The organism is Nonomuraea sp. NPDC050786, from assembly GCF_040654115.1.
Lineage (GTDB): Bacteria > Actinomycetota > Actinomycetes > Streptosporangiales > Streptosporangiaceae > Nonomuraea.
In genome coordinates this window covers 212428-233549 of record NZ_JBFAHJ010000014.1, presented here as the reverse complement: position 1 = coordinate 233549, position 21122 = coordinate 212428, and the positions used below count along the sequence as shown (strand labels likewise).

Below are 21122 nucleotides of genomic sequence, written 5' to 3'. Positions count from 1 at the left end.
CTTACCTCCGGGATGAACGTCGGTGAAGGGGGGTGGGGGCGGGCCGTGGTCAGCCGTCCAGCGGCCGGCCCATGGCGAGGTTGACGATCTGCCGGTCGGTGAGGGTTCCGGCGTAGGTCCGGACGTCGTCCACGTCGCCGGTGAAGTAGTCGACGGCCTCGCCCTTGTACTTCGCGCGGCCGATCTCGAGCGGCCCGCCGGCGTGCCAGGCCGTCGCGAAGGGCCGCGTGTCGGCGAGCTGGCCGTTGACGTACAGCCGGAGCTCCTTGGCGACCTCGTCGTACACGCCGGCCAGGTGCGTCCAGGAGTTCAGCGACATGCAGTCGACCACGTCGACCGACTTGGTCTGCGTCATCACCTCGGTGCCGGCGTCCTCGCTCGTCGTGGCGAACGACCAGTGGTAGACCTTCTGCCCGTTGTCGAGGAACCAGCGGTAGCCGAGGTAGAAGCCGCTGAACTTGTCGCCGTCCTGGCTGACCATGGTCATGTTCTGGCCCGGCACGGCGCAGCTGTCGTCGCCCGTCAGGCGCACCCAGGCCGACACCGTGTAGCTGTGGTCCGTCCGCACCGGAGCCGAGGCGGTGGAGGCGTAGGCCGTGGTGCCGTTCAGGGTCAGGACGTTCGAGCCGTCGACGCCGTCGTCCGACCAGCCGGCGTTCCCCTTGAGGGTCGCGGTCCTGCCGTAGCCGGAGGAGTCGGCCGCGGCGGTGCCGGTTCCCTCGTCGAACGTCCAGCGGCCGGACTGGGCCGGGGGCTGCTTCGCCATGGCGGCGATCTCGTTGCCGAGCGCCGGGTCGTTCACGGTACGGGGGTCGTCGGACAGGATCCGGTCCCAGACCTTCACCTCGTCGATGTCACCGGCGAAGTTCTCCTGGAACGTCCCGTTCGCCTTGACGCGCCCGATCTGCAGCGGGCCGGTGGCGTCCCAGGGCGTGTAGGTGTAGGCGGCGGGGGTGGACTGGCGGATGCCGTTCACGTACAGGCGGAGCTGTTTCGCCGGGGCGTCGTACACGCCGACCAGGTGGGTCCAGACGCCTACCTGCGGCTCGGCGTCGCTGAAGGCCCGGGCGATGGCGGGGTTGTCCTTGTCGGCGTCGTACTTGTTGAAGATCCAGCGCTTGTAGCCCCAGGAGTAGTACAGCTGGAAGCCGGCACCCCTGGTCCCGACCTGGCTCACCACCGTGGAGTTCTTCGAGTTGTCCGTGAGGCGCACCCACGCGGAGACCGACATGCCCCTGTCGGTGTGCACCACGGGGTCGCTGGTGGCGCCGTAGGCGGTGGAGCCGTCGAGGCCCAGCGCGCCGTTCACCCGGCCGCCGGTCCAGCCGGTGGCGCCGGCGAGCGTCACCGGGTGCGGGTTCGCGGCCGCGTCGGCGGCGGTGGTGCCGGACGTCTCGTCCAGGTGCCACTGCCCGATCGCGTCCGTACCGGCCTTGACGTAGAAGCTGTAGACGGCGGGCGTCTTGCCCACGTTGCCGGCCTTGTCCACCGGATAGACGTACAGCGTGTTCAGCCAGTCGTGACGCGGCGCGACCTGGACGGTCACTGCGGTCTGCCCCGCGGGGACGCTCACCTGGGTCGCGGCCGTGGCCAGCGCGGGGGAGTCGAGCGCATACCTGAAGCGCGTCACGTCGCTCTCGCCGTCACCGGGGGCGAGGGTGAACGACCCGGTCCGGCCGACGCCGCCCTTCCAGTCGTCCGGGGTGCCCGCCGGATAGTCGGCCGAGGTGACCTTGGGGAGCTTCGCCGGGTCGACCGTGTCGACCGTGAACTCGCACCACGCGCTCCACGCGCTGGCGTCGGTGCCGTCGAAGGCGCGCACCCTGTAGGAGTAGGACTCGCCGGTGGCCAGACGGGACAGCGTGATCTCGTGGTCGGTCGCCGTGGTCGTGTACTTGTAGGCGGTCTTGCCACCTCCGGGCAGCGAGGAGGTGACGTTCTCCCACGCGCCGGTGGCCGCGTTGTAGTGGTTCATCACGAACTCGGCGCGTACGCCGTCGTTCGCCTTGTCCGGGTCGTAGATCTTCGCCTTCAGCTTGATCGGGTTCTCGGCGTCCCCGGCGTTCACGGACGGCCGGCCGGCACCCGTGGCGCACGGCGTGCCCGGGTACGTGCCGACTCCGGACGGCGCGGCGGGCGGGGTGTTGTAGTCGACCACGAGCTTGGGCGAGCTGCTGAACCCCTTCCAGCCGTACCGGCTCTTGGCGTCGTCGTTGTAGTCACGCAATCCGAAGGTGGTGTTCGACCAGCCGCTCTTGGCGGCCTTGACGATCGCGCTGGTGACGTCGAACTCGAGGCCCTTGTCAGGACAGGAGGAGCCGTGCCCGGCGTCGGAGGCGACGCTGTCCAGGTGGTCGGCCCAGGACGGCTGGTGGTTCCAGGTCGTGGACTTGGAGATCCCCCCGGTCAGCCAGAGCTGCACGGCCTGCGGGTCGGAGGTGCACCCATACGAGTACGTCTGCGTGATGCGGAACGTCGCCTTCAGGACGTGCTTGCCGTTGATGTTGTCGGAGTCCATGCGGAAGAACGACCGCTTGACGCCCGAGGCCCCGGTGGTTTCGTCGTAGTAGTAGCCGGCCTCCGGCCTGTGGGTGGAATCCCAGTTCGACGTGGTGGGCCAGGACTTGTCGATGTACGTCCAGTGCAGCTTCGATCCCGACCACTCCGGGTCGATGTAGACGGGGTAGACCGTGTCGGCGCCGGTCAGCAGCTTGTCGTCGGGGGTGAGCGCGATCCGGTCCCGCGCCACGTCGACGCCCACGACGGCCTGCCTGGCCTCGCGTCGCGGCTCGGCGACCGGCGACGATGGCCCGAGATTCGTTCCCGAGGAGTCCCACATGCGGGGCGGGGGCGCGTGGAAGGCCTCCGCCCCTGCCCCGGTCACGGCGCTCAGGCCGCCGTCCGCCGTCTTGCGTACCGACAGCCCTTTCGCGCTCATGCCGAAGGCGAACTTCCCCAGTGCGGGGTTGGAGGCGGCCTCCTTGTTCTTGACCACCAGCACCTCGGAGAAGCCGAGCACCGACGCGGTCACCTTCAGATCCACACCGGGGAGCACCTCGCCGTACGTCGCGGTGCTCCCCTCGAGCACCGGCTTCGGCAGGCTTCCCGGCCAGCTCATCTCGACCGAGCGACCGCCCTCCGCCAGGCGGGCCAGCGGGGCCGTCCCGCCGCCCGAGAACGTCAGCTCCAGCGGGGTGGCCATGGTCTTCACGCTTCCGTCGGGAGCGAAGGCCAGGGTGGCGTCCACGTCGGCCCAGCCGCCGTTCCTGCGCACCCGCTCGGGCAGCGCCGAGGTCTCCGAGGTGAACGAGCCGTCGGGGTTGGCGAACACCTGGCGGTTCTCCGAGCGCAGGGCGAGCACCTCCACCCGCTGCTTACCGCGGTGGGCCTGCTCCAGCGCCTCCCGCTCCGTCTGCGCCGGCGGATCGCCCGTGACCGCCGCGGCCGCGGTGGCCCCGCCGGCAAGAACGCCGCCGGACACGAGTAGACCGGTCAGCAACGATAAGACCGCGGCGAGGGCTGGCCCGCGGGGGGAACGGCGCATCAAGCCTCCAGAGCATCTGTGTGAACGCGTATCCACGGATTACTCGCCGGTTGCCGCCGCGCACGCGAGGACGCCTTGCCGCCCCCGTCCATGCACGGCACGTGCCCGAGAGTGCCGGTGATCCCGAAACGGCTCCATTTTCGGCATGAGGCCGGGGAGGTGGCCATATCTTTGCGTCTGGAGGCAAAGGCCCTGGTAGAGCCTTATGCGGGTACGGGTCCGTCCGCTGGACATCCGCGCCACCCTCCCGGCGGACTGGGAGAACGTGACAGTTGCCGCCTGGACTGAGCATCATCCGCTATGAGCAGCGGCGCGCCACGACTACCCGCTGCCCCGTCGCGGGTGCCGGCCAGAAACTAGGCCCTAGTCAAGATCCGGGTGCCGGTAGATGATGATGGCGCCAGCGGCCTTCCTCAACTCGGCGAGCAGACCGTTCGCAGAGCTTCGGACGTCCCTGATTGTGCGCGCCGACGCCCGATAGGCAGGCCGATCGTCGTACGCCTTTCCATGTCGAATCAGCGCTAGGAGGGCAATGTGAACGTACCGAAGGACGATCCGGCGGAGCGGGACCGCTTACGGGTCGGGCGGCGGTGGCGCACCCGACTCGGTGCCATAACCTCTATCGCGATCCTGTTCTCCGGGCTGCTCACTCCAGGCACGGCGCATGCCGGTAACATCGTCCCCTGCCCCGCGGACATCACCGAGTGGAGACGTATCGGGTGGGGCGGTCCCCTGCAGGTCCTCTGGGAGGGGTACCGGTTCACGACGCTGTCCGTCACGCCGCAGTTCCTCATCAGCGACGGCCGTTTGCTCGACAACAACACGGACCGGCCTGTCGACTACACGATCTCGTCGTCGGTGTCCCAGACGTTCACTGTCTCGGCTTCGACCGGTGTCACCGCGAACGTGGGTTCCTATCTCACCACCAGCGTAAGCCGGAACATCGTGGCGAGCCGCGTCACCTCCATCGGAGTCTCCCTGGCCACGACGGTACCGCCGTACACCCGCATGATCGCCGAATACGGCGTGGAAGGGTACAACGTGTCCTACGGCATCGAGGCCTGGCGGGTGAAGCGCCGCGACGACAAGACGCCGACGACCGGCGACCGGTGCGAGGAGTGGGGTTGGTACCCGCAGAACACCATCGCGCCGACGCACCTCGAAGGATGGCGGCTGAGGACGGGATGACTCCAGCCGGCGCGTAGGCGGCGAGTTCGGCTGGCGGGTACCGCAAGTGCTGTGGCCGGAAACGATCACAGCACTCTGTTCCCCCTACCCATACTCAGGGCACGTCATGTCCGGCATACTGCTGGCCGCGCTCATCACCGGCCACGACCTGCCGTGGGCGAAGCCGTACGATCCTCGCCGGCTGCACCCCCTGCGCGAAGCCGGCCCCATAGTCAAACTCCAGGCCAAGGCCGCAGGCCACTTCATCGGAGATCGCCTGCGCGCCGGCCACGTTGACTCGGTCGCCGACATCGCGCCGGGGGCAGGTGCCGTCGTACGCATCGGCGGACAACGCTGCGCTGTCTACCGCGACCCGGCCGGCGCTGCCGGACTATTGATACATCACCCTCGATGCCGACCGGCATCGCAGCAGCGGGCCTGGGGCAGCACCACGATCAGGCCATGCGCGCGGAATGCCGCTTTAGCAACCGCTACGGCACGCGCATGCCGTACCGATGCCAGCAGATGGCGGTTTCCCATAAGAAAAGCGGAGGAGCTCTGCAATGTTGCGAAATGGGGCCTATACATAGCGTTGACGGGTGTTCAAAAACATCGTCGCCGCGCTCTTCCTGGCCCTCGCCCCTCCGCCGCAGGACATCTCCCCATCAACCGTGGACGCGTTCGTCACGAAGTACCGTGAAGCAACGGGCCTCCCCGGCGTCGCGGTCGCGATCACCAAGGGCGAGCGGGTCATTCTCGCCACCGGGTACGGCGAAGCTGCGTCCGGCGAGCCCGTGACGGCGGACACGCCGATGGCTGTGGCGTCGGTCAGCAAGTCCTTCACCTCGCTGACCGTCATGCAACTGGTCGAGCAAGGCAAGATCGAACTCGACCGGCCGGTGCATGGCTACCTGCCCGAGTTCGAGATGGCCGACCCGAGAGCCAGGAAGATCACGGTACGGCAACTGCTGAACCAGACGTCCGGCATGGCCGATTCCGCCTTCCATGAGAAGAGCCTCCCCCAGCCCAGCACGCTCAAAGGCGCCGTCGCCCGGCTCAGGACGGCGAACCTCGCCACACCGCCAGGTACCGCCTTCAGCTACCACAACACCAACTACCAGGTCGCCGCGCGGATGGTCGAGGTGATCAGTGGTAGACCATTCGCGGAGTACCTGGACACGCACGTCTTCACGCCCCTCGGCATGCGCCACAGCAAGACCGTCGACACCGACCGCGACCTGCCCGGCAGCGCCCGCGGCCACCTGATCGTCCTCGGCCAGGCGCTTGCCGTACCCGAGCCGGCCGGGTTCGGCAACGGTTCGGGCGGCGTGCTCAGCACGGCCAACGACATGGCCCGATGGCTGATCGCGCAGAACAACGGCGTCCTTCGTCCCGAAAGCGTCAAGGAGCTGCGTACGCCGTCAGAGCAGGACAAGGAGTACGCCCTGGGCTGGATGCTCGGCACTACCAAGCGCGGTACGCCGGTGGTCGAGCACGACGGGGACCTGTTCACGTCCACGGCCGCGCAACTGCTCATGCCTGAGTCGGGGTACGGCGTAGCGGTCATGACGAACACCGGAACGGCCTTCGGCGACGCCGACGCTCTCATGGACGGCATCGTCGCGATGATCGAGGGGGATAGACCCGAGATCCCCCCAATGCCGCCCATGTTGGTGACCGACATCTTGTTCGTGCTGCTGACGGTGGTAACTGTTGGGCTGGCTGTACGGGGTGTGGCTCGTTCCCGGCGTTGGGCTTCTGAGCATCGGGGACGGTGGCGGCATCTGCCGTACTTGGTGCCGCTTGCGGTGTGTTTTGCGGTTGCCCCGATCATGCGGGTGCTTCTGCGGGGTGGCGACATCATGTGGGTTCAGGTGGTCTATCTGTTTCCTACATTCATGCTGTGGTTGGTGACCGCTGCCGTCGCCGGGGTGGCCGTGGTGGGTGCTCGGGTTTGGGGGCAGGCGCGCGGGTGATCGCCCTTGGGGGTCTCGAACGGGCCGGCCACTCCACGGCTCGTGGGCGGCCGGGTCTGCGGGCACGTCTTGACGCCCACCAAGTTGGGTCCGCCCTTCACCGCTGGCCCATATCTGCGATCAGATCGAAGCCGAACTCGGGTTACTCCTTACACGGTCGTCCCGGGACCTGAACCAATCAACGCTCAAGGTCCCGCGGCGGACCTAAGGCTACGAAGAGTGGTGGATCTTGCTGACATCGGTGTCGCGCCGACTGTCATCCGTTGTCGTTCGCCACTGACATTCCGTGTCGCTCAACACCCCAGGCAGCGTGCTCGCGCCTCCCGAATTGCATGATCATGTCCGTGCTCTCCAGCCACCCGGCCACTCGAACGCACCGCTCGCCGGCGTGCCGGTATTCGGTGATCCAGTGGTCGAGGTGCTTGCCCCGGGCGAAGTGGGTGGCGAACCCGCACCGCGCCCTGGCCGGGATGCCGCGCGCTCCGCCAGGCGGGCAAGAGTTGACGATCATTCCGGTAATCCCTACTGTTTATAGGGGTATTGCGAGGCCATGGGATGGCAGGGTGGTGGGGGGAGGTGGTCGGGATGGGTGCTGTCGCCGTCATCGGGGCAGGCCCCACGGGGACCTCGCTCGTGGAGCGGATCTGCGCCAACGCCTCCGAGCTGCTCGGAGACCAGATGCTGGACGTGCACGTGGTGGACCCGTACCCGCACGGCGCGGGCCGGGTCTGGCGGGCGCACCAGCCCGAACTGCTGTGGGCCAACTCCGCGGCCGGTGACATCACGGTCTTCACCGACCCGTCGGTGCGCTGCGAGGGGCCGGTACGGGCGGGGCCGTCGCTGGCCGAGTGGCTCGGCTGCGAGCCCGGCTTCTTCGCGCCCCGCCCGGTCCTGAGCCGCTACCTTTCCTTCGCCTTCGACCGCGCCGTGCGCACCGCACCCCGCAACGTACGGGTGCACCTGCACCGCGACACGGCGGTCGGTCTGGCCGACCTGCGCGGGGGCCAGCGGGTGGAGCTGTCCGGCGGGCGGGCGCTGGAGGTGGACGCGGTGGTGCTCGCGCAGGGCCACCAGGGTGTGCTGCCCTCGCCGCCGGAGGCCGCGGAGGCGGCGTTCGCCGACCGGCACGGCCTGGCGTATCTCCCCACCGGGTACGCCGCCGACCTGGACCCGGGCGTGGTCCCGGCGGGGGAGCCGGTGCTCGCACGGGGCGCCGGGCTGGCGTTCGTCGACCTGATGGTGCTGCTCACGTCGGGCCGCGGCGGCCGGTTCGCCCGGCATGACGGGGAGCTCCACTACGTGCCCAGCGGGGCGGAGCCGCGGCTGTACGTGGGGTCGCGCAGGGGAGTGCCCTACCACGCCAAGATTGGCTACCGGCTGACCGCCCCGCCGCCCGGTCTGCCCAGGTTCGTCACCCCGGGCGCGCCTGCCGGGGATCTGCGGCGGGCGGTGGCCAAGGAGCTCGCGTACGCGTACTACTGCGAGCTGTTCACCGCGCACCCCTCGCGCACCCGGATCGGGTGGGACGAGTTCGAGCCCGCCTTCGCGCGGGCCGAGTGGGGCGGCAAGGAGATGCGCGCGCTGGTCACCAGGTCGGTCCCCAGGTTCGCCGACCGGCTGCACCTGGAGCGGCTGGAGCGGCCACTGCGCGGGATGCGGTTCGGCGACCTGGCGGGGCTGGGACGGTGGATGTCGGGCTATCTGGCGGCCGACCTGGAACGGCGGGCCGACCCGGCGCACAGCGCGGACCTGGCGATGATTCACGGACTGACCGCCCTGCGCGGCGTGCTGCCCGAGAACCCCTGGTTCCAAGGGCTGTACAACTACGTCGCCAGCGGCCCGCCCGCGCCCCGGCTGGAGGAGCTGCGGGCGCTGGCGCGGGCGGGCGTGGTCACGTTCCTGGGGGCGGGGACGCGGGTCGTGCGGGACGACCGGGCAGGGGTGTGGCGGGCGGTCAGCGCGACCGTGCCGGGCGCGGTCGTGGCGCGGGCACTGGTGGAGGCCCGGCTGCCGGATCCGGCCGTGGCCCGCAGCACTGACCCGCTGGTCGCCGGGCTCCATGCCCGGGGCGAGTGCCGCGAGTCGGGGGGCCTCCTCGACGTACGCCTGCCGAGCCGCCGCCTGGTGAACCGGGCCGGCGCCGCTCATCCCCGCCGCTTCGCCCTGGGCCCGTGGACGGTGGGCGGCCCCGGCACCGCGGGCTTCGCGCGGCCCGGCGCCGACGCCCCGCTCTTCCGCCAGACGGACGCCCTGGCCAGAACCCTTCTGGGTCAGACGGCCGGCGCCCGCCTCCGCTCCGCGGCCTGACGCCCCCGCGCCCCGGCTGCCCTCGGCGTCCCGGCGGCCGGTGCGTCTGACGCGCGCCGGTACGCCGCCGGACGCTAGGCCACCACCTGAAGGACGATCTTGCCCTGGATGTGCCCCTGCTCGGCACGTTCGTGGGCCTCGGCGGCCTCTCGCAGCGGGAAGACGGAGTCGACCTCCACCCGGAGACGGCCTTCCTCCATCAGCCTGGCCAGCTCCGCCATGTGGGTCCCGTCCGAGCGCACCTGGCCCCCACGCTTGACGATGCCCCGCCTCGCCAGCTCCTCGTCCCCGAAGTTCACCAGGAAGCAAGGGCTGTACACGCCGCCATCCCTGATCGCAGGCAGCAACCGGTACGCCTGCTGCCTGCCGACCGTGTCGAGCAGGTAGTCCACGTCCCGTACCACCTCCGCGGCCGCCACCTGCGTGTAGTCGATGAACTCGGCCACCCCCAGCTCCTTGAGGAAAGCCTCATGGCGCCCGGAGGCGACGCCGACGACGTGGCAGCCGACGCCCTTGGCGAGCTGCACGGCGAAGTGGCCGATGCCGCCGGCCGCGCCGTTCACGAGAATGCGGCTGCCCGGCTCGAGGCCGATGTAGTCGAAGAGGAACTGGTACGCGGTGAGTCCCGCCATCGGCACGCCCGCCGCGTGCACGTGATCGACGGACGCGGGCTTCCTGGCGAGATCGCCGACCGGAGCGGTCGTGTACTCGGCGTACGCCCTCGCCTCCATGCTCGGGAAGCGGAGCAGGCCGAAGACCTCGTCACCCACCTGCCATTCGGTGACGCCCGGCCCCAGCGCGGCCACGACGCCCGACACGTCGGTCCCCGGCGTGTACGGCAGGGGCAGCGTGGGACGCAGGTCCTCGGGGATGCCGGCGAAGCCTCTGCGGGCGTACCAGTCGACCGGGTTCATCCCGGCGGCGTGGACCCGGATCAGGACCTCGCCTGGTCCCGGCTCGGGACGGGGCACCTCCTCGTACGTGAGGACGTCCGGACCACCGGGCGCGTGAATGCGGACGGCATGCATGACAGCGGGCATGGTTTCTCCCTGCGGGAACGGCTCCGATATGATTCGGAGCACTGTTCCGGATATTAATCGGAACAGTGCTCCACTTGTCAACGGAAGGACCGTGCATGACGGGAGAATCGCCGAAGGAGCAGCGGGCCGACGCCCGGCGCAACCGGGAGCGCATCCTGGCCGTGGCCAGGGGAGTCGTCCAGGAGCAGGGGACCGAGGCCTCGCTGCGGGACATCGCCCGGCGCGCCGAGGTCGGGCTCGGGACGCTCTACCGGCACTTCCCGACGCGGGAGGCGCTGCTGGAGGCGCTGCTGCGGCAGGGGTTCGACCGGCTGGCCGGACGGGCGGAGGCGCTGGGGGAGAGCGGCTCGCCGTACGAGGCGCTGGTGGAGTTCCTGCGCGACCTCATCGGGGGCGCGGGCGCCTACCGGGGGCTGGCCGGTTCGATGATGGCCACGATCAGCGACGAACAGTCGCCGCTGCACGCGTCCTGCATGGCGATGCGCTCGGCGGCGGGGCGCCTGCTGGAGCGCGCGCAGGCGGAGGGGCGCATCCGCGCGGACATCGACGGGACGGACCTGTTCGCGCTGGCCAACGCCCTGAGCTGGATCACCGACCAGGCCCCGTCCCTTGGCTCACGGCGCGACCACCTCTTCGGGCTCGTCATGGACGGTCTCACACGCGACCCGGAATGAGGGCGGTCCTCAAGGGGGCGGCGCTGACCTCGTCGGCCAGGGGGTTCGGCCATCGTAGGCCAACCCACGTGGAGGCCGGCCGGTCAGCGGGCGACGTGGCCGACACGGAAGAAGCCGTCCGGGTCGTAGGCCCGCTTGACGTCGCGCAGCCGCCGGTAGTCCGGCGTCGTGAACGCGGCCGCCGTCCTGGACGGGTCGGCCAGGAAGTTGAGGAACGTGCCCCCGTTCGCGTAGGGGCGCAGCGCCTCGGGCAGCCCCGGCACCGGCGTGTCCACGATGACCGACAGCCGGGTGGCGCGGTGGCTGACGGGCCCGGCGTCCGGACCCGGGCGGCCCATCGCGCCGCCCCAGTGGCGGATCTCCACGGTCTGCGCCACCTCGGCCGCCCTGACCAGCGTGCCGAGCACCTCGTCCGGCACGCTCTCGAACATGTCCATGTGCCGGTTGGGCGTCCCGCCCATGGACGTGGCCGCGTACGTGCTGGGCCGCGTCTCGTCCAGCAGCGCAGGCCCCGCCGCCTGCCAGAGCGGCGCCAGCAACCGCCTGGCCTCCGCCGCCTCTCCCGCGTGCACCACCTTGACCATGACCACGTGCCTGCCCCGGACCGGCTCGGGCGCGTCGTCGGGCATCCGCTTGAGGACGACCGCCGTGCTGATCTCGTCGGGGGCGTGCTCGATCCAGCTCCGGTACGCGCTCAGCGTCTCGCCGGCCGCCTCGATCGGGAAGTACGCGAACCCGGAGTAGACCTGCTCCACCGGGTAGAGGCGGAACTCCAGCGAGGTGACGACGCCGAACCCGCCGCCGCCCCCGCGCACCGCCCAGAACAGCTCCGGATGGCTGTCCGCGCTCGCCACGACGTGCCGGCCGTCCGCCAGCAGCACCTCGGCCCGCACCACGCTGTCGGCCGCGAACCCGTGCTTGCGCGCCAGCCACCCGAGCCCGCCGCCGAGCGTGTATCCCGTGACGCCGACCGACGGCGACGACCCGGAGAGCGGCGCCAGCCCGAACGGCGCGGCGGCGGCGATCACGTCACCCCACAGCGCGCCCGGCCCGACGCGGGCGACCCGACGACCCGGGTCCACCAGCACCGACGCCATGCGGGAGGTCCTGACGAGGACGCCGCCGTCGCACGCGGCATGCGTGCCGTGCCCGGTCGCCTGCACCGCGAACGGCACCCCGTGCTGCCGCGCCGCCAGCAGGGCGGTCCGCAGGTCCCGCACGCCGTGCGCCTCGGCCACCACGGCCGGTCGGGAGTCCACTCGCGGGTTGAGCGAGCGGCGAAGCTCGTCGTATGCGGCCTCGCCCGGCAGGTGCACAGCCCCGGCGAACCCGGGAAGCGCGATCTCGTCCTGGACGATGTACGGCTGGCTCATCTTCTCGGCCCTTCTCTCCGGTGATCTGTGACCACAGTGCCTGGGGGCGCTTACGGCTCCGTTCCCGTCGCCTTACCGCCGCCCTTTAAGTCCTCAGGATCCTGGCAGCGGGCTCCGACAGAATCCGCCGGCCGTCGCCTTCTCCGCTACGCCCGCGGTCGTATGCGAGCGAGGGCTCTGATCCGCCTGTCGTACGATCGGCAACATGAACACGCGTTCGCGGCCCGCCTCACCTGACGCCCCCCTGCCCGCGCGAATAGCCCGCGCGGCGGCCGCGGGGCTGCTGCCGATGGCCGCGTTCATCGCGACGTATCTGGCGGCGCCGGTGCTGTACGCCGTCGTCGGCCTGGGCGAGCCGGCGATGATGGCCTTGCTGGTCGCGCTGCCGGGGGCCGTGTCCTGGGCGTCGCTGCATCTCTTCCGGGTGCGCCCCGCCTGGCCCGTCGCGATCATAGGCGCGCTGTTCGTGGTGGCGCTGTTGGGGCCCGCGTACGTGGTCGCGGTCCTGCTCTCCGAGCGCCTCTCCTTCTTTGCCTGGGGCGTTTTCCTGCTGGTCGGGGTCATCGCGTATGCGGCCGCGGCGCTCGTCGCCTCGGCCCGGAGCCGGGTGGTGCGGGCCGTGGTGCCGCTGGCGCTGCTCGCCGTGGTCTATTGGCTCACCTGAGGGGCTGCACGGCTCGAGGCCCGCTCAAGTGACGGGCACGATCTCGGCGCGGGTCAGGACACCGTCCTCGACGGTGAGCAGGCCCAGCGTGCCGTGCGGCTGACGGCGGCGGTCGGTGGGGGAGCCGGGGTTGAAGATGCGCGGGCCGTCCTCGCCCGACTCGTCGAGCGGGATGTGGGAGTGGCCGAAGACGACCAGGTCGGCCCGCGGGAAGCGGCGCCGCATGCGGGCCAGGCGGCCCTTGGCCGGGCCGCTGTCGTGGATCATGCCGATCCGCAGCCCCTCGAGGGTCAGCTCCAGGGTCTCGGGCGCGACCACGTCCGGTCCGTCGTTGTTCCCCTTCACGACGTGGACCGGCGCGTACGCGGCCAGCTCCTCGAGCACGGACGCGACGCAGACGTCACCCGCGTGCAGGATGACGTCCGCGTCCCGCAGGTGCTCGGCGACCCGGGGCGGGCACGAACGCCACCGCCTGGGCGCATGCGTGTCCGACAGCACGACGACTCTCACACCGTGCCCCTGCCCACTCCCCACCTGTCCGCAACGCCGCTCGCCCCGGTCAGGCGCCGCCCGCGTACAGCTCCTCCAGCCAGGCCTGCCACAGCGGCCCCTCGTCCTCCCCCTCGAACAGGACGTGAGCGGCGATCATGGACCCGTTGAACCCCTGGAGGAAGCGGTAGAGGGCGTTCTCGGCGCGGATCCCGAGCGTCTGGGAGTTGCGGAAGTACACGACCCCCTCGGCCGGGCCGACGCGCACCCGGTCGCCGGGCGACGGCGGCCCGCCCAGGGCGGCGTACAGGGTCTTCCAGGCGCGCGGCCAGTCGTGGACCATCGGCCCGAACGCCGTGACCGGCCGCGCAGTGCGCCCGGCGAAGTGGGAGAGGGATTCGACCAGCGTCGCGAAGAACATCTCCAGCCCGCGCGACATGGCCTCGAACTCGTCCTGCCAGTCGTCCCCGGGCAGGAACCCGCTGGTCACCATGCGCACGAGCGTGCTGCCCCGCCCGCGGCCCTCGATGATGAACTCGTAGGCGACGAACCGCCCGTCGTCCGCCTTGTCGCTGCTGTGGGCGAAGCGCTGGAGCGGCTCGGCGGCGGTCACCGTGGACGGGGGCATCTCGCCGCCGCCGAACGCGGTGCGTACGACGCCGTCCGCCACGGCGCTCCGCCCCACCAGCCACGAGTCGATGCCCGGACCCGTCGAGATGGCCTCCCACACCTCCTCGGGCGCCGCCTCGACCAGGGCCTCTTGGGGCAGTTCGAACGGGTGGCCCAACGCTCAGCGCTCCTTCTTCACGGCGGGATGCACGGCGACGATCAGCCGGTGATCGCGCCCGCCCTCGGCGGATTCGTCATGATATTTGCTGACCAGCTCCGTCACGGCCTGCGCGAGCTCCTCCGCGAAGGCCGCCCGGTCGGCCGCTGACGCGAAGCGCACCTCGCCGTCGATGGCGAACGTCGCCACCCGCTTCTGCGCCTTGGCGGCCCCCGTGATCAGCGTGCCGACATCGCGTACGAGCTGCGCGGCCAGCGCCAGCAGCCAGCGCGCCGACAGCCGGTCGGGTGACCTGCCCGGATCGGGCTGGACGGCGGCCAGCGCGGTCGGCGAGATGACGAAGGAGGCGGCGGTGGCCTGCATCACGCGCTCGGTGACGTTGCCCTTCCTGCGCTCCTCGACCAGCTCGACCAGGCCGTGCCGCTCCAGCGTGCGCAGATGGTAGTTGACCTTCTGCCTGGCCAGCCCCACCTTGGCCGCCAGCGACGTGGCCGAGCCCGGCTCGACCAGGGCGGCCAGCAGCCTGGACCGCATGGGGTCGAGTGACGCCTCGGCGGCCGCCGCATCTTCGATCACCGCGACTTCTTGCATGGTGAAACGATGGCACCGACAAAAAAGCTTGTCAAGACAAGCGCACTGCTCCGACCGTCTGTCCTGACGCGACCGGGAGGTCGCTCTACACTGGCCGGTCGTGGACTGGATCGAGCGGGTCGCCGAGATCCGGCGTTGGACCAGAGGCGGCGAGCGGGCCCCGCACAAGCCGCTCCTCCTCCTGTACGCCCTGGGCCACTTCCAACGGCACGGCAACCGGCCCATCCCCTTCAGCGCCGCCGAGGCCGAGCTCAAGAAACTGCTCAAGGAGTACGGCCCGCCCCGAGACACCAGCCCCGGCTACCCCTTCCACCATCTGACGAACGACGGCCTCTGGTTGGTCGACACCCGCCACGGCCCGGGCAGCCCTGGCCCGGAGCTGGGCCGCCTTCGCGACAGCCAGGCCGCCGGCCGCCTGCACCCCGACCTGGCCCGCGCCCTGTCGGAGGAGCCCGGCCTGCTGGGGAGAATCGCCCGCTACCTCTTGGACGCCAACTTCGCCCCGTCCCTGCACACGGACCTGTGCCTGCTGGCCGGCCTGGACCTGGAAACGCTCGAAACCGTCGGAGAGATCAAGAGGCCGCCGACCGTACGCCGCGACCCGGGCTTTCGCGACCAGGTGCTCATGGCGTACGAATACTGCTGCGCGTTCTGCTCCTACGACAGCTGGCTGGACGGCGCGGCGGTGGGGCTGGACGCGGCGCACGTGCGCTGGTGGGCCTTCGACGGGCCGGACAACGTTGCGAACGGCCTGTGCCTGTGCGCCATCCACCACAAACTGTTCGACAAGGGCGTCCTCGGCCTGACAGCGGAACGCACCATCGCCGTCTCGGCCAGGTTCGTGGGCCGGTCGGAGGCGGCCCGCGACATGGTGCTCTCCCTGGCCGGCCGCCCCGCCCGAAACCCCCAACCCGGCCTGGACACGGTCGAACAGGAACACATCAGCTGGCACAGCCGCCAGGTCTTCCGCACGCCCGCCCGCGGCTGAGGCCATCGGCTGTCTGGCCCGTAAGCCGTCACCGTCACGTGCGTTGGCGACTCGGCGCAGGCGCACCCGCCTCCGCGAACAGTGGCAGCAGCGAGCCGTCGCCAACGCAGCCACATGCGCCACGGCTCTGGCCGGGGAGCTGCCCACCGAAGAACCCACGACAAGGAGCGCCACCATGCCCGGGAGCACCAGGAACATCGCGAAGGGGAACGCCCGCGTGGGAGTGCGGGCGGGCACCGTACGCGGGGGCATCCAGCGCGGCCAGACGTAGTCGTTCACACCCATGGTCGGACGCCCCGACCGCTTCTACGCTTTCTCCGTGGCGGACATCAGCTACTTCGACGCATGGGGCATGTGGCTGGACGGCAGGTCCACGCTGGGCCATGACCTTCTCGGCCTGCCGATGATCTGGTGGGGCCGCTTCGGCAAGATTCTCTCGTTCGTAGCCGGCGCGGCGGTCGTCGTTGATCTGGTAGGTCCAGAGAGACTGACTCGCTATGGCGAACGCGTGACAAGCTTCATGGCTCGAAGACCCACTGGAGGTCCCTTTATCGCCGGTATCGTCGCAGGAGCGGCGGTTCTCGTCGTCGCTGAGCCAATCGGGGTCCCCTGGCCATTGGAAATTGTGCTCGGGATGCTGCTCGGTGGGGCCGCAGGCTTGCTCGCTGTCAGGATGGGCCGCACGCTGCAGGACCCCGAGCTTCCGATGACGCTGAAGTGGGTGTCCTTGGGGCTGTTTTTCGTGGGCTTCCACTTCGACCTGCTCGCCTCATGACTCTGCTCGGCGAGTTGGAAGCGTTCGTCCAGATCATCGAGACCGCCCCCGGTTTCCAAGGCGGCGTCAGATGTGGTTGCGCGCGTACGAAGTACAGATCCCCGGCGAGAACTGTCGGCCGGTAGGCGCACCTACGAGTAATCGCGGGTGGCGCAGAACGGTCCGCTGTCATCTTGTCGCCGGCGGGTCCCGTGTCGCTCCAGGGATTCCGCGTCACGACGTAATGCGCAACTCGAAGTCCGGTGCGTACAAGGCGGGGTCGAGAACCTTGCTGGCGGGGATTCCCGCCTTGTAGGCATCGGTGAGAATCCGATCCATGCGTCCTGCCACATAGCCCATGTCCGGTTCAGGGTCGTCGACGAGGGTGAAACCCGCGGCCTGACGATCGTCGGTCCACACGTCTCCCAGCAACCGTCCTTGCTGGTCGTATACCGCGGCCCGCCGTTTCGGGCCGGTGGCCTTGAAATCGTAGGAGTCGTTCTCGGAGACGGTGATCGGGGTGACGTAATCATAGAACCGAGGATTCGGCGTGTCAGTCATCGTCGGGTCCTTTCCAGCCGAGGTCAGCATCCATAGAGGATCTCCCGTTCGCTGATCAGCCCGGTGATGGGGAACATGTTGAGCGCTTCGTGCCCCTTGGGGACCCGTAACAGCACGCGAAGGTCCCCGTCGAACCCGCCTCGCCGGCCCACGCTCGTGCTCAAGTATCCCGGTTCGGTGATGACGGTGATCTTGTCGGCGACCTCGGCGCTGCGGGGAAGCTGGTCAGCGCTGAAAGTGCCAGAACAGCATCGACGGTGTCCCGGCGATGGCCGCGTGCGCCGCCTCGGGCGCCAGGTCGCACAGGGCCCACGGCCACACGTCCCATGGCTCCAGGACGTCGGTCCGCTCGCGCGGCTCCCCGGGCGGGTGCAGCGGCTCGTCGCAGCGCCGCACCTGGAGTCCAGCGGCCAGCGCGGCTCGCACGTAGTCCCCCACCAGGTGGCGGTAGGTGGCCACTCTCGCCGGCCGGCCGTCGGGCAGCCGTACGGGCGGGACCACCCCCCGCGCCACGCCCTCGGGATGGATGTCGGCGATCACCACATGCCCGCCGGGCCGCAGCACCCGGGCGAACTCGGCCAGCACCGGATAGAGCACGGGCACATGCGTCAACGCCAGCGAGCAGACCACGAGGTCGACGGAGGCGTCGGGCATCGGCAGGGAGGACAGGTTGCCCAGCTGGAACTCTGCCTGCGGCACCCGCCGCCGCGCCCGCTCCAGCATGTCGGGCGAGCTGTCCACACCGTGCACCCGATGGCCGCGCTCGGCCAGGTAGGCCGCGATCCTGCCGGTGCCGCACGCCGCGTCCAGCGCGTCGCCGGCCGGCAGGGTGTCGACGATCTCCCTGATGAAGGGCTCGTCGAGGTCGAACGTGGGGTTGGGTCCGTCGGAGGAGCGCGACCAGATCCGGTAACCCGCCACGGTGTCCACGCGGGCCACCTCGACGGCGGCGCCGGCCAGGGAGTCGTCGTCGAGGAGCTTGCGGATCTCGGCCAGGCGTGCCTCGACGAACGCGCGGTCGTGCTCGCCGGTGAAGGAGCGCAGCAGGGCAATGCCCTCCAGGCCCAGCACGTACGCCAGAGGATGCTCGTAGATCACCGCGACACGCTAACCACGACCGCCGCGCGGAGGCCACCGAATTTCGAACCGGACGGGCACGTGCTTGATGCCGTTGATGAAGTGCAGAGCGGTCAGCGGAGTGTGATGCGCGAGACGGTGCATGAGGTGCTCCATGAGTATTGTTCGCCTCGTGCATGATCCGGATATCGACGCCATCGCCGCCCGCCTCGCCGAGGTCCCCGGAGTGGTGGCCGTCGTTCTCGGCGGCAGCCGGGCACGCGGCACGCACCGCCCCGACTCCGACATCGACCTGGGCCTCTACTACCGGGGCCCGCTCGACGTGGCCGCCCTGCGGGCGCTGGCGCGCGAGGTGACGGGCGAGGCGACCGAGGTGACCGAGCCGGGTGGCTGGGGGCCGTGGGTGGACGGCGGCGGCTGGCTCACCGTGGAGGGATGGCGGGTGGACTGGATCTACCGCGACCTCGACCGCGTCCGCCGCATCTGGCGCGACTGCCGTGAGGGCCGCTACGAGATCGGCTTCCAGCCGGGACATCCGCTCGGGTTCTACTCCCACGCCTACGTGGGCGAGGTCGCCCTCTGCAAGGTCCTGTCCGACCCGACCGGCGAGCTGTCCGCGCTGCGGGACGAGGTGGCGAAGGGGTACCCGCCGCCGCTGCGGCAGGCCCTCGTCCGAGCGCTGTGGGAGGCCGACTTCGCCCTGTCCATCGCCCGGTACGGCGCCTCCGGCGAGGACCCGGCGTACGCGGCCGGGGCGGTCTTCCGCGCGCTCGGCGTCGTCTGCCACGCCCTGCACGCCGCCGACGGCGCCTGGCTGATCAACGAGAAGGGCATGGTCGCCTCGGCCGCCAGGCTCCCGTCCGCGCCCGCCGGCTTCGCCGAACGCGCGCAGGCCCTGCTCGCCGCCGTCGGAAGCACCCGGGAGGAGATCGGGCGGACCGTCGACGACGCCGTACGCCTGGTGGCGGACGTACGTGCCGCCTGCGGCTCCTGAGAGCGCCCCGGTCACCCCGGTCACCCCGGTCAATCCGGTCAATCCGTGGCGGGGGGATGGCGGAAGGCCGCCTGGACGCCCGCCTGGAAGCGCGTGTGGGCGCCGAGCCTGCTCGTCAGGTCCGCGATGCGGCGCTCCGCCGTGCGGTGGCTGATGCCGAGCTGGCGGGCGATGGCCTCATCGGTGAGCCCGGCGAGCAGCAGCGCGATCAGCCGCTCGTCGTCGTGGCCGGGCTGCCGGGTGCGGGACGGCGACGTCGAGCCGGGCGCGGACGGCCGCAGGCCGAGGGGGAGGGCCCGCTGCCACAGGCCCTCGAAGAGCCTGCTCAACGCCTGCAGCAGGCCGGACGGGTGGACGATGAGCGCGGCGTCGGCGTCGGGGTCGTCGGGCTGGTGCCGCAGGAGCAGCAGCGCGAACCGGTCGTCCATGAGGTAGAGCTTCATGGGCAGGCTGGGTAGCACCCGGGCCTGCTGGCCCGCCTCGATCATCGTCTCGATCTGGCGCAGCGCCCCGATCCGGTCCACGAACGCCCGCTCGTAGATCATGCGTACGGTGACGCCTCGGGCGAGCAGCTCGTGCTGCGCCACCACGCTGCCCGGCGGGTCGAAGTAGGGCGGCTTGGAGAAGACCCGCAACTGGTGCGACGCCCCGCGCTGGATCTGCGCCTGCCGCTGCTGCACCGCACGGTGGCCGGTTACGACCTCGACGACGACCGGAGGCGCCTCCTCGGTGACGCGGCGCTGGTAGGCGCGTTCGAGTTCGGCGGCGCGCTCGCGGGCCTGGGCCAGCTGGCGTTCGGCGGTGACCAGGAGGACGTCGAGGGCGACCTCCGGGGCGACGGCCGCGTACCGTGGCGGCTCGTCGGCGGACCTGGTGACCAGTCCCTTGGCCTCCAGCGTCGCGAGCAGCCCGGGCAGGACCTCCGGACGCAGCCCGGCCGCCGCTCCCAGCGACGCGACCCGGGCCGCGGTCGCCGGTGAGGAGTCGACGAGCAGCTCGTACACCGTCTCCTCGTCCGGGGTGAGTCCGGCCGCGGCGAGCGCGTGCCGGGCTCTGCCGCCGGGGCCGTCATGCGGTGGTCGCGTCATCCTGCGAGCTCTTCTCGTCGGTCAGCCACCCGCGCAGGACGGCCTGGTAGCCAACCTGGAAGCGGGTCTGGGCGTCCAGCTGGATCATCATCGCGCGTATGTGGCGGCGTACCGTGCGGTCGCTCCACCCGAGGTGGGCCGCGATCGCCTTGTCCGTCTGGCCCGCCACCAGCCGGGCGAGCAGGTCCCGCTGCGCCCCGGTCGGGCTCGTGGTCTCCGCCAGCTGCGCGCGTCCGTGGCTGATGTGCAGCGGCACCGCCCGCTCCCAGTACATCTCGAACAGCGCCGTCAGCGCGTCGAGCAGCGTCGAGTCGTGCACGACGAGCGCGGACTCGACCATCTGCAGGTCGTGGCGGAGCGGCACGAGCCCCATGGGATAGTCGCTGAGCACCAGCTTCATGGGTACGTCGCCGACCCGCACCTGCTCGCCGGCGGCGACGTAGCCGGCGATGGCCTGCAGGGTCCCGCGTACCTCGATGGCGCGCCTGTCGTACACGACCCGGTAGTCGACGCCGCGGCTCAGCAGGTCGAACTCCTGGGTGTTCCCGCCCACGACGCCCGCGTACGGCGGCGCGTCGAACATGCGGATCTCCTTGCGCGTGCCGCGCTGGAGCTGCTCGAAGCGGCGCAGCACCGCCTCCCGCCCGATGACCACCTCCACCAGCCCGCCGGACTCCTGCGCGGCCGTGGTCCGGTGGTAGCGCGTGGCGAGCCGGCCGACGTGCAGCCGGGCCTCGGCCAGCTCGCGGGCCCGCTCGCGGATCAGCGCGTCCAGCCCCATCTCCGGCGGGACGACGACGTACCGGGGCGGGTCCTCGGGGAGCAGGGCGATCAGTCCGAGCTCCTCGAGCCTGACGGCGACGGCGCCGGTCAGTCCCGGTGGGAGGTGCTGGGCGGCGAGCCGGTCCAGCTCTTCGAGGGTGACGGGGGAGTGCTCCACCAGCGCCTCGTAGAGGGCCTGCTCGGCCGCGGACAGGCCGAGAGCGCGCAGCATGCCATCCATGATCACCCACCCCCAGGGGCCCGCGCCGCCTTTTCCCGTCATTGG

The 21122-nt window shown here is 70.7% G+C and carries 21 protein-coding genes; 8 read left to right on the top strand and 13 right to left on the bottom strand.

The genetic code is table 11. The features are described from left to right. Nucleotides 1-49 precede the first annotated feature (49 nt). Nucleotides 50-3544: a LamG-like jellyroll fold domain-containing protein gene (locus AB0H84_RS25830; RefSeq protein WP_357609016.1), complete on the bottom strand. Its 3495-nt coding sequence runs from the start codon at nucleotides 3542-3544 to the stop codon at nucleotides 50-52. A 534-nt stretch (nucleotides 3545-4078) separates the two neighbouring features. Here AB0H84_RS25830 and AB0H84_RS25825 point away from each other — a divergent pair. Continuing rightward, a complete protein-coding gene (locus tag AB0H84_RS25825; RefSeq protein WP_357609013.1) occupies nucleotides 4079-4732 on the top strand; it encodes a hypothetical protein in 654 nt (217 codons plus the stop codon). Nucleotides 4733-4826: 94 nt separating this feature from the next. Here the strand turns inward: AB0H84_RS25825 and AB0H84_RS25820 are convergent, their stop codons facing one another. Beyond that, nucleotides 4827-5063 (bottom strand): hypothetical protein, encoded by a 237-nt coding sequence (locus tag AB0H84_RS25820; protein ID WP_357609010.1) that lies wholly within the window; start codon nucleotides 5061-5063, stop codon nucleotides 4827-4829. Between the two features lie 247 nt (nucleotides 5064-5310). Between AB0H84_RS25820 and AB0H84_RS25815 the strand changes: the two genes are divergently transcribed. Continuing rightward, nucleotides 5311-6687 (top strand): serine hydrolase domain-containing protein, encoded by a 1377-nt coding sequence (locus tag AB0H84_RS25815; protein ID WP_357609007.1) that lies wholly within the window; start codon nucleotides 5311-5313, stop codon nucleotides 6685-6687. A gap of 256 nt (nucleotides 6688-6943) precedes the next feature. Here the strand turns inward: AB0H84_RS25815 and AB0H84_RS25810 are convergent, their stop codons facing one another. Then, a complete protein-coding gene (locus AB0H84_RS25810) occupies nucleotides 6944-7198 on the bottom strand; it encodes a hypothetical protein (RefSeq protein ID WP_357609004.1) in 255 nt (84 codons plus the stop codon). A gap of 74 nt (nucleotides 7199-7272) precedes the next feature. Here AB0H84_RS25810 and AB0H84_RS25805 point away from each other — a divergent pair, with 74 nt between their 5' ends. Beyond that, nucleotides 7273-8994, top strand: coding sequence for an FAD/NAD(P)-binding protein (locus tag AB0H84_RS25805; RefSeq protein WP_357609002.1), 1722 nt, complete (start codon nucleotides 7273-7275; stop codon nucleotides 8992-8994). A 74-nt stretch (nucleotides 8995-9068) separates the two neighbouring features. On the opposite strand, the gene AB0H84_RS25800 is transcribed toward AB0H84_RS25805, so the two are convergent. Then, nucleotides 9069-10034 (bottom strand): NADP-dependent oxidoreductase, encoded by a 966-nt coding sequence (locus tag AB0H84_RS25800; protein ID WP_357608999.1) that lies wholly within the window; start codon nucleotides 10032-10034, stop codon nucleotides 9069-9071. Between the two features lie 95 nt (nucleotides 10035-10129). Here AB0H84_RS25800 and AB0H84_RS25795 point away from each other — a divergent pair, with 95 nt between their 5' ends. Beyond that, nucleotides 10130-10708 (top strand): TetR family transcriptional regulator, encoded by a 579-nt coding sequence (locus AB0H84_RS25795; protein ID WP_357608996.1) that lies wholly within the window; start codon nucleotides 10130-10132, stop codon nucleotides 10706-10708. Nucleotides 10709-10791: 83 nt separating this feature from the next. On the opposite strand, the gene AB0H84_RS25790 is transcribed toward AB0H84_RS25795, so the two are convergent. After that, a complete protein-coding gene (locus AB0H84_RS25790) occupies nucleotides 10792-12081 on the bottom strand; it encodes an FAD-binding oxidoreductase (RefSeq protein WP_357608993.1) in 1290 nt (429 codons plus the stop codon). 205 nt (nucleotides 12082-12286) lie between these two features. On the opposite strand from AB0H84_RS25790, the gene AB0H84_RS25785 reads away from it, so the two are divergent. After that, nucleotides 12287-12745, top strand: coding sequence for a hypothetical protein (locus tag AB0H84_RS25785; protein ID WP_357608991.1), 459 nt, complete (start codon nucleotides 12287-12289; stop codon nucleotides 12743-12745). Between the two features lie 24 nt (nucleotides 12746-12769). Here AB0H84_RS25785 and AB0H84_RS25780 read toward each other — a convergent pair whose 3' ends face one another. The 3 genes from AB0H84_RS25780 to AB0H84_RS25770 are packed head-to-tail and all read right to left on the bottom strand — an operon-like array spanning nucleotide 12770 to nucleotide 14612. Next, nucleotides 12770-13255, bottom strand: a complete 486-nt coding sequence (locus AB0H84_RS25780) for a metallophosphoesterase family protein (protein ID WP_357608988.1) — start codon at nucleotides 13253-13255, stop codon at nucleotides 12770-12772. Between the two features lie 49 nt (nucleotides 13256-13304). Next, entirely contained in the window at nucleotides 13305-14021 is a 717-nt protein-coding gene (locus AB0H84_RS25775) for an SRPBCC domain-containing protein (protein WP_357608985.1), read from the bottom strand. A 3-nt stretch (nucleotides 14022-14024) separates the two neighbouring features. Then, complete coding sequence (locus tag AB0H84_RS25770; RefSeq protein ID WP_357608982.1) at nucleotides 14025-14612, bottom strand: helix-turn-helix domain-containing protein; 588 nt, start codon at nucleotides 14610-14612, stop codon at nucleotides 14025-14027. A 100-nt stretch (nucleotides 14613-14712) separates the two neighbouring features. Here AB0H84_RS25770 and AB0H84_RS25765 point away from each other — a divergent pair, with 100 nt between their 5' ends. After that, nucleotides 14713-15600, top strand: a complete 888-nt coding sequence (locus AB0H84_RS25765) for a phosphorothioated DNA-binding restriction endonuclease (RefSeq protein WP_357608979.1) — start codon at nucleotides 14713-14715, stop codon at nucleotides 15598-15600. Between the two features lie 319 nt (nucleotides 15601-15919). Next, nucleotides 15920-16375: a hypothetical protein gene (locus AB0H84_RS25760; RefSeq protein ID WP_357608976.1), complete on the top strand. Its 456-nt coding sequence runs from the start codon at nucleotides 15920-15922 to the stop codon at nucleotides 16373-16375. Between the two features lie 213 nt (nucleotides 16376-16588). Here the strand turns inward: AB0H84_RS25760 and AB0H84_RS25755 are convergent, their stop codons facing one another. Genes AB0H84_RS25755 through AB0H84_RS25745 form a run of 3 tightly spaced genes read right to left on the bottom strand, consistent with a single transcriptional unit; the run spans nucleotide 16589 to nucleotide 18013 of the window. Then, nucleotides 16589-16915 (bottom strand): hypothetical protein, encoded by a 327-nt coding sequence (locus AB0H84_RS25755; protein WP_357608974.1) that lies wholly within the window; start codon nucleotides 16913-16915, stop codon nucleotides 16589-16591. Between the two features lie 23 nt (nucleotides 16916-16938). Next, nucleotides 16939-17097: an ADP-ribosyltransferase gene (locus tag AB0H84_RS25750; RefSeq protein ID WP_357609052.1), complete on the bottom strand. Its 159-nt coding sequence runs from the start codon at nucleotides 17095-17097 to the stop codon at nucleotides 16939-16941. A gap of 43 nt (nucleotides 17098-17140) precedes the next feature. Next, nucleotides 17141-18013: a class I SAM-dependent methyltransferase gene (locus AB0H84_RS25745; protein ID WP_357608971.1), complete on the bottom strand. Its 873-nt coding sequence runs from the start codon at nucleotides 18011-18013 to the stop codon at nucleotides 17141-17143. A gap of 151 nt (nucleotides 18014-18164) precedes the next feature. On the opposite strand from AB0H84_RS25745, the gene AB0H84_RS25740 reads away from it, so the two are divergent. After that, nucleotides 18165-18986, top strand: coding sequence for a nucleotidyltransferase domain-containing protein (locus tag AB0H84_RS25740; RefSeq protein WP_357608969.1), 822 nt, complete (start codon nucleotides 18165-18167; stop codon nucleotides 18984-18986). 38 nt (nucleotides 18987-19024) lie between these two features. Here the strand turns inward: AB0H84_RS25740 and AB0H84_RS25735 are convergent, their stop codons facing one another. Next, nucleotides 19025-20074 carry a helix-turn-helix domain-containing protein gene (locus AB0H84_RS25735; protein ID WP_357608966.1) on the bottom strand — a complete coding sequence of 350 codons (1050 nt, stop codon included), beginning with the start codon at nucleotides 20072-20074 and terminating at the stop codon, nucleotides 19025-19027. After that, complete coding sequence (locus AB0H84_RS25730) at nucleotides 20055-21068, bottom strand: LuxR C-terminal-related transcriptional regulator (RefSeq protein ID WP_357608963.1); 1014 nt, start codon at nucleotides 21066-21068, stop codon at nucleotides 20055-20057. Before AB0H84_RS25730 ends, AB0H84_RS25735 begins: the two co-directional genes overlap by 20 nt. Nucleotides 21069-21122: the final 54 nt, after the last annotated feature.

Excerpts from the sequence above, each read along its gene's own strand:
- AB0H84_RS25830 (WP_357609016.1), bottom strand. The coding sequence starts at position 3,544 with ATGCGCCGTTCCCCCCGCGGGCCAGCCCTCGCCGCGGTCTTATCGTTG.
- AB0H84_RS25810 (WP_357609004.1), bottom strand. The coding sequence starts at position 7,198 with ATGATCGTCAACTCTTGCCCGCCTGGCGGAGCGCGCGGCATCCCGGCC.
- AB0H84_RS25805 (WP_357609002.1), top strand. The coding sequence starts at position 7,273 with ATGGGTGCTGTCGCCGTCATCGGGGCAGGCCCCACGGGGACCTCGCTC.
- AB0H84_RS25800 (WP_357608999.1), bottom strand. The coding sequence starts at position 10,034 with ATGCCCGCTGTCATGCATGCCGTCCGCATTCACGCGCCCGGTGGTCCG.
- AB0H84_RS25795 (WP_357608996.1), top strand. The coding sequence starts at position 10,130 with ATGACGGGAGAATCGCCGAAGGAGCAGCGGGCCGACGCCCGGCGCAAC.
- AB0H84_RS25790 (WP_357608993.1), bottom strand. The coding sequence starts at position 12,081 with ATGAGCCAGCCGTACATCGTCCAGGACGAGATCGCGCTTCCCGGGTTC.
- AB0H84_RS25785 (WP_357608991.1), top strand. The coding sequence starts at position 12,287 with ATGAACACGCGTTCGCGGCCCGCCTCACCTGACGCCCCCCTGCCCGCG.
- AB0H84_RS25770 (WP_357608982.1), bottom strand. The coding sequence starts at position 14,612 with ATGCAAGAAGTCGCGGTGATCGAAGATGCGGCGGCCGCCGAGGCGTCA.
- AB0H84_RS25755 (WP_357608974.1), bottom strand. The coding sequence starts at position 16,915 with ATGACTGACACGCCGAATCCTCGGTTCTATGATTACGTCACCCCGATC.
- AB0H84_RS25735 (WP_357608966.1), bottom strand. The coding sequence starts at position 20,074 with ATGACGCGACCACCGCATGACGGCCCCGGCGGCAGAGCCCGGCACGCG.
- AB0H84_RS25730 (WP_357608963.1), bottom strand. The coding sequence starts at position 21,068 with ATGCTGCGCGCTCTCGGCCTGTCCGCGGCCGAGCAGGCCCTCTACGAG.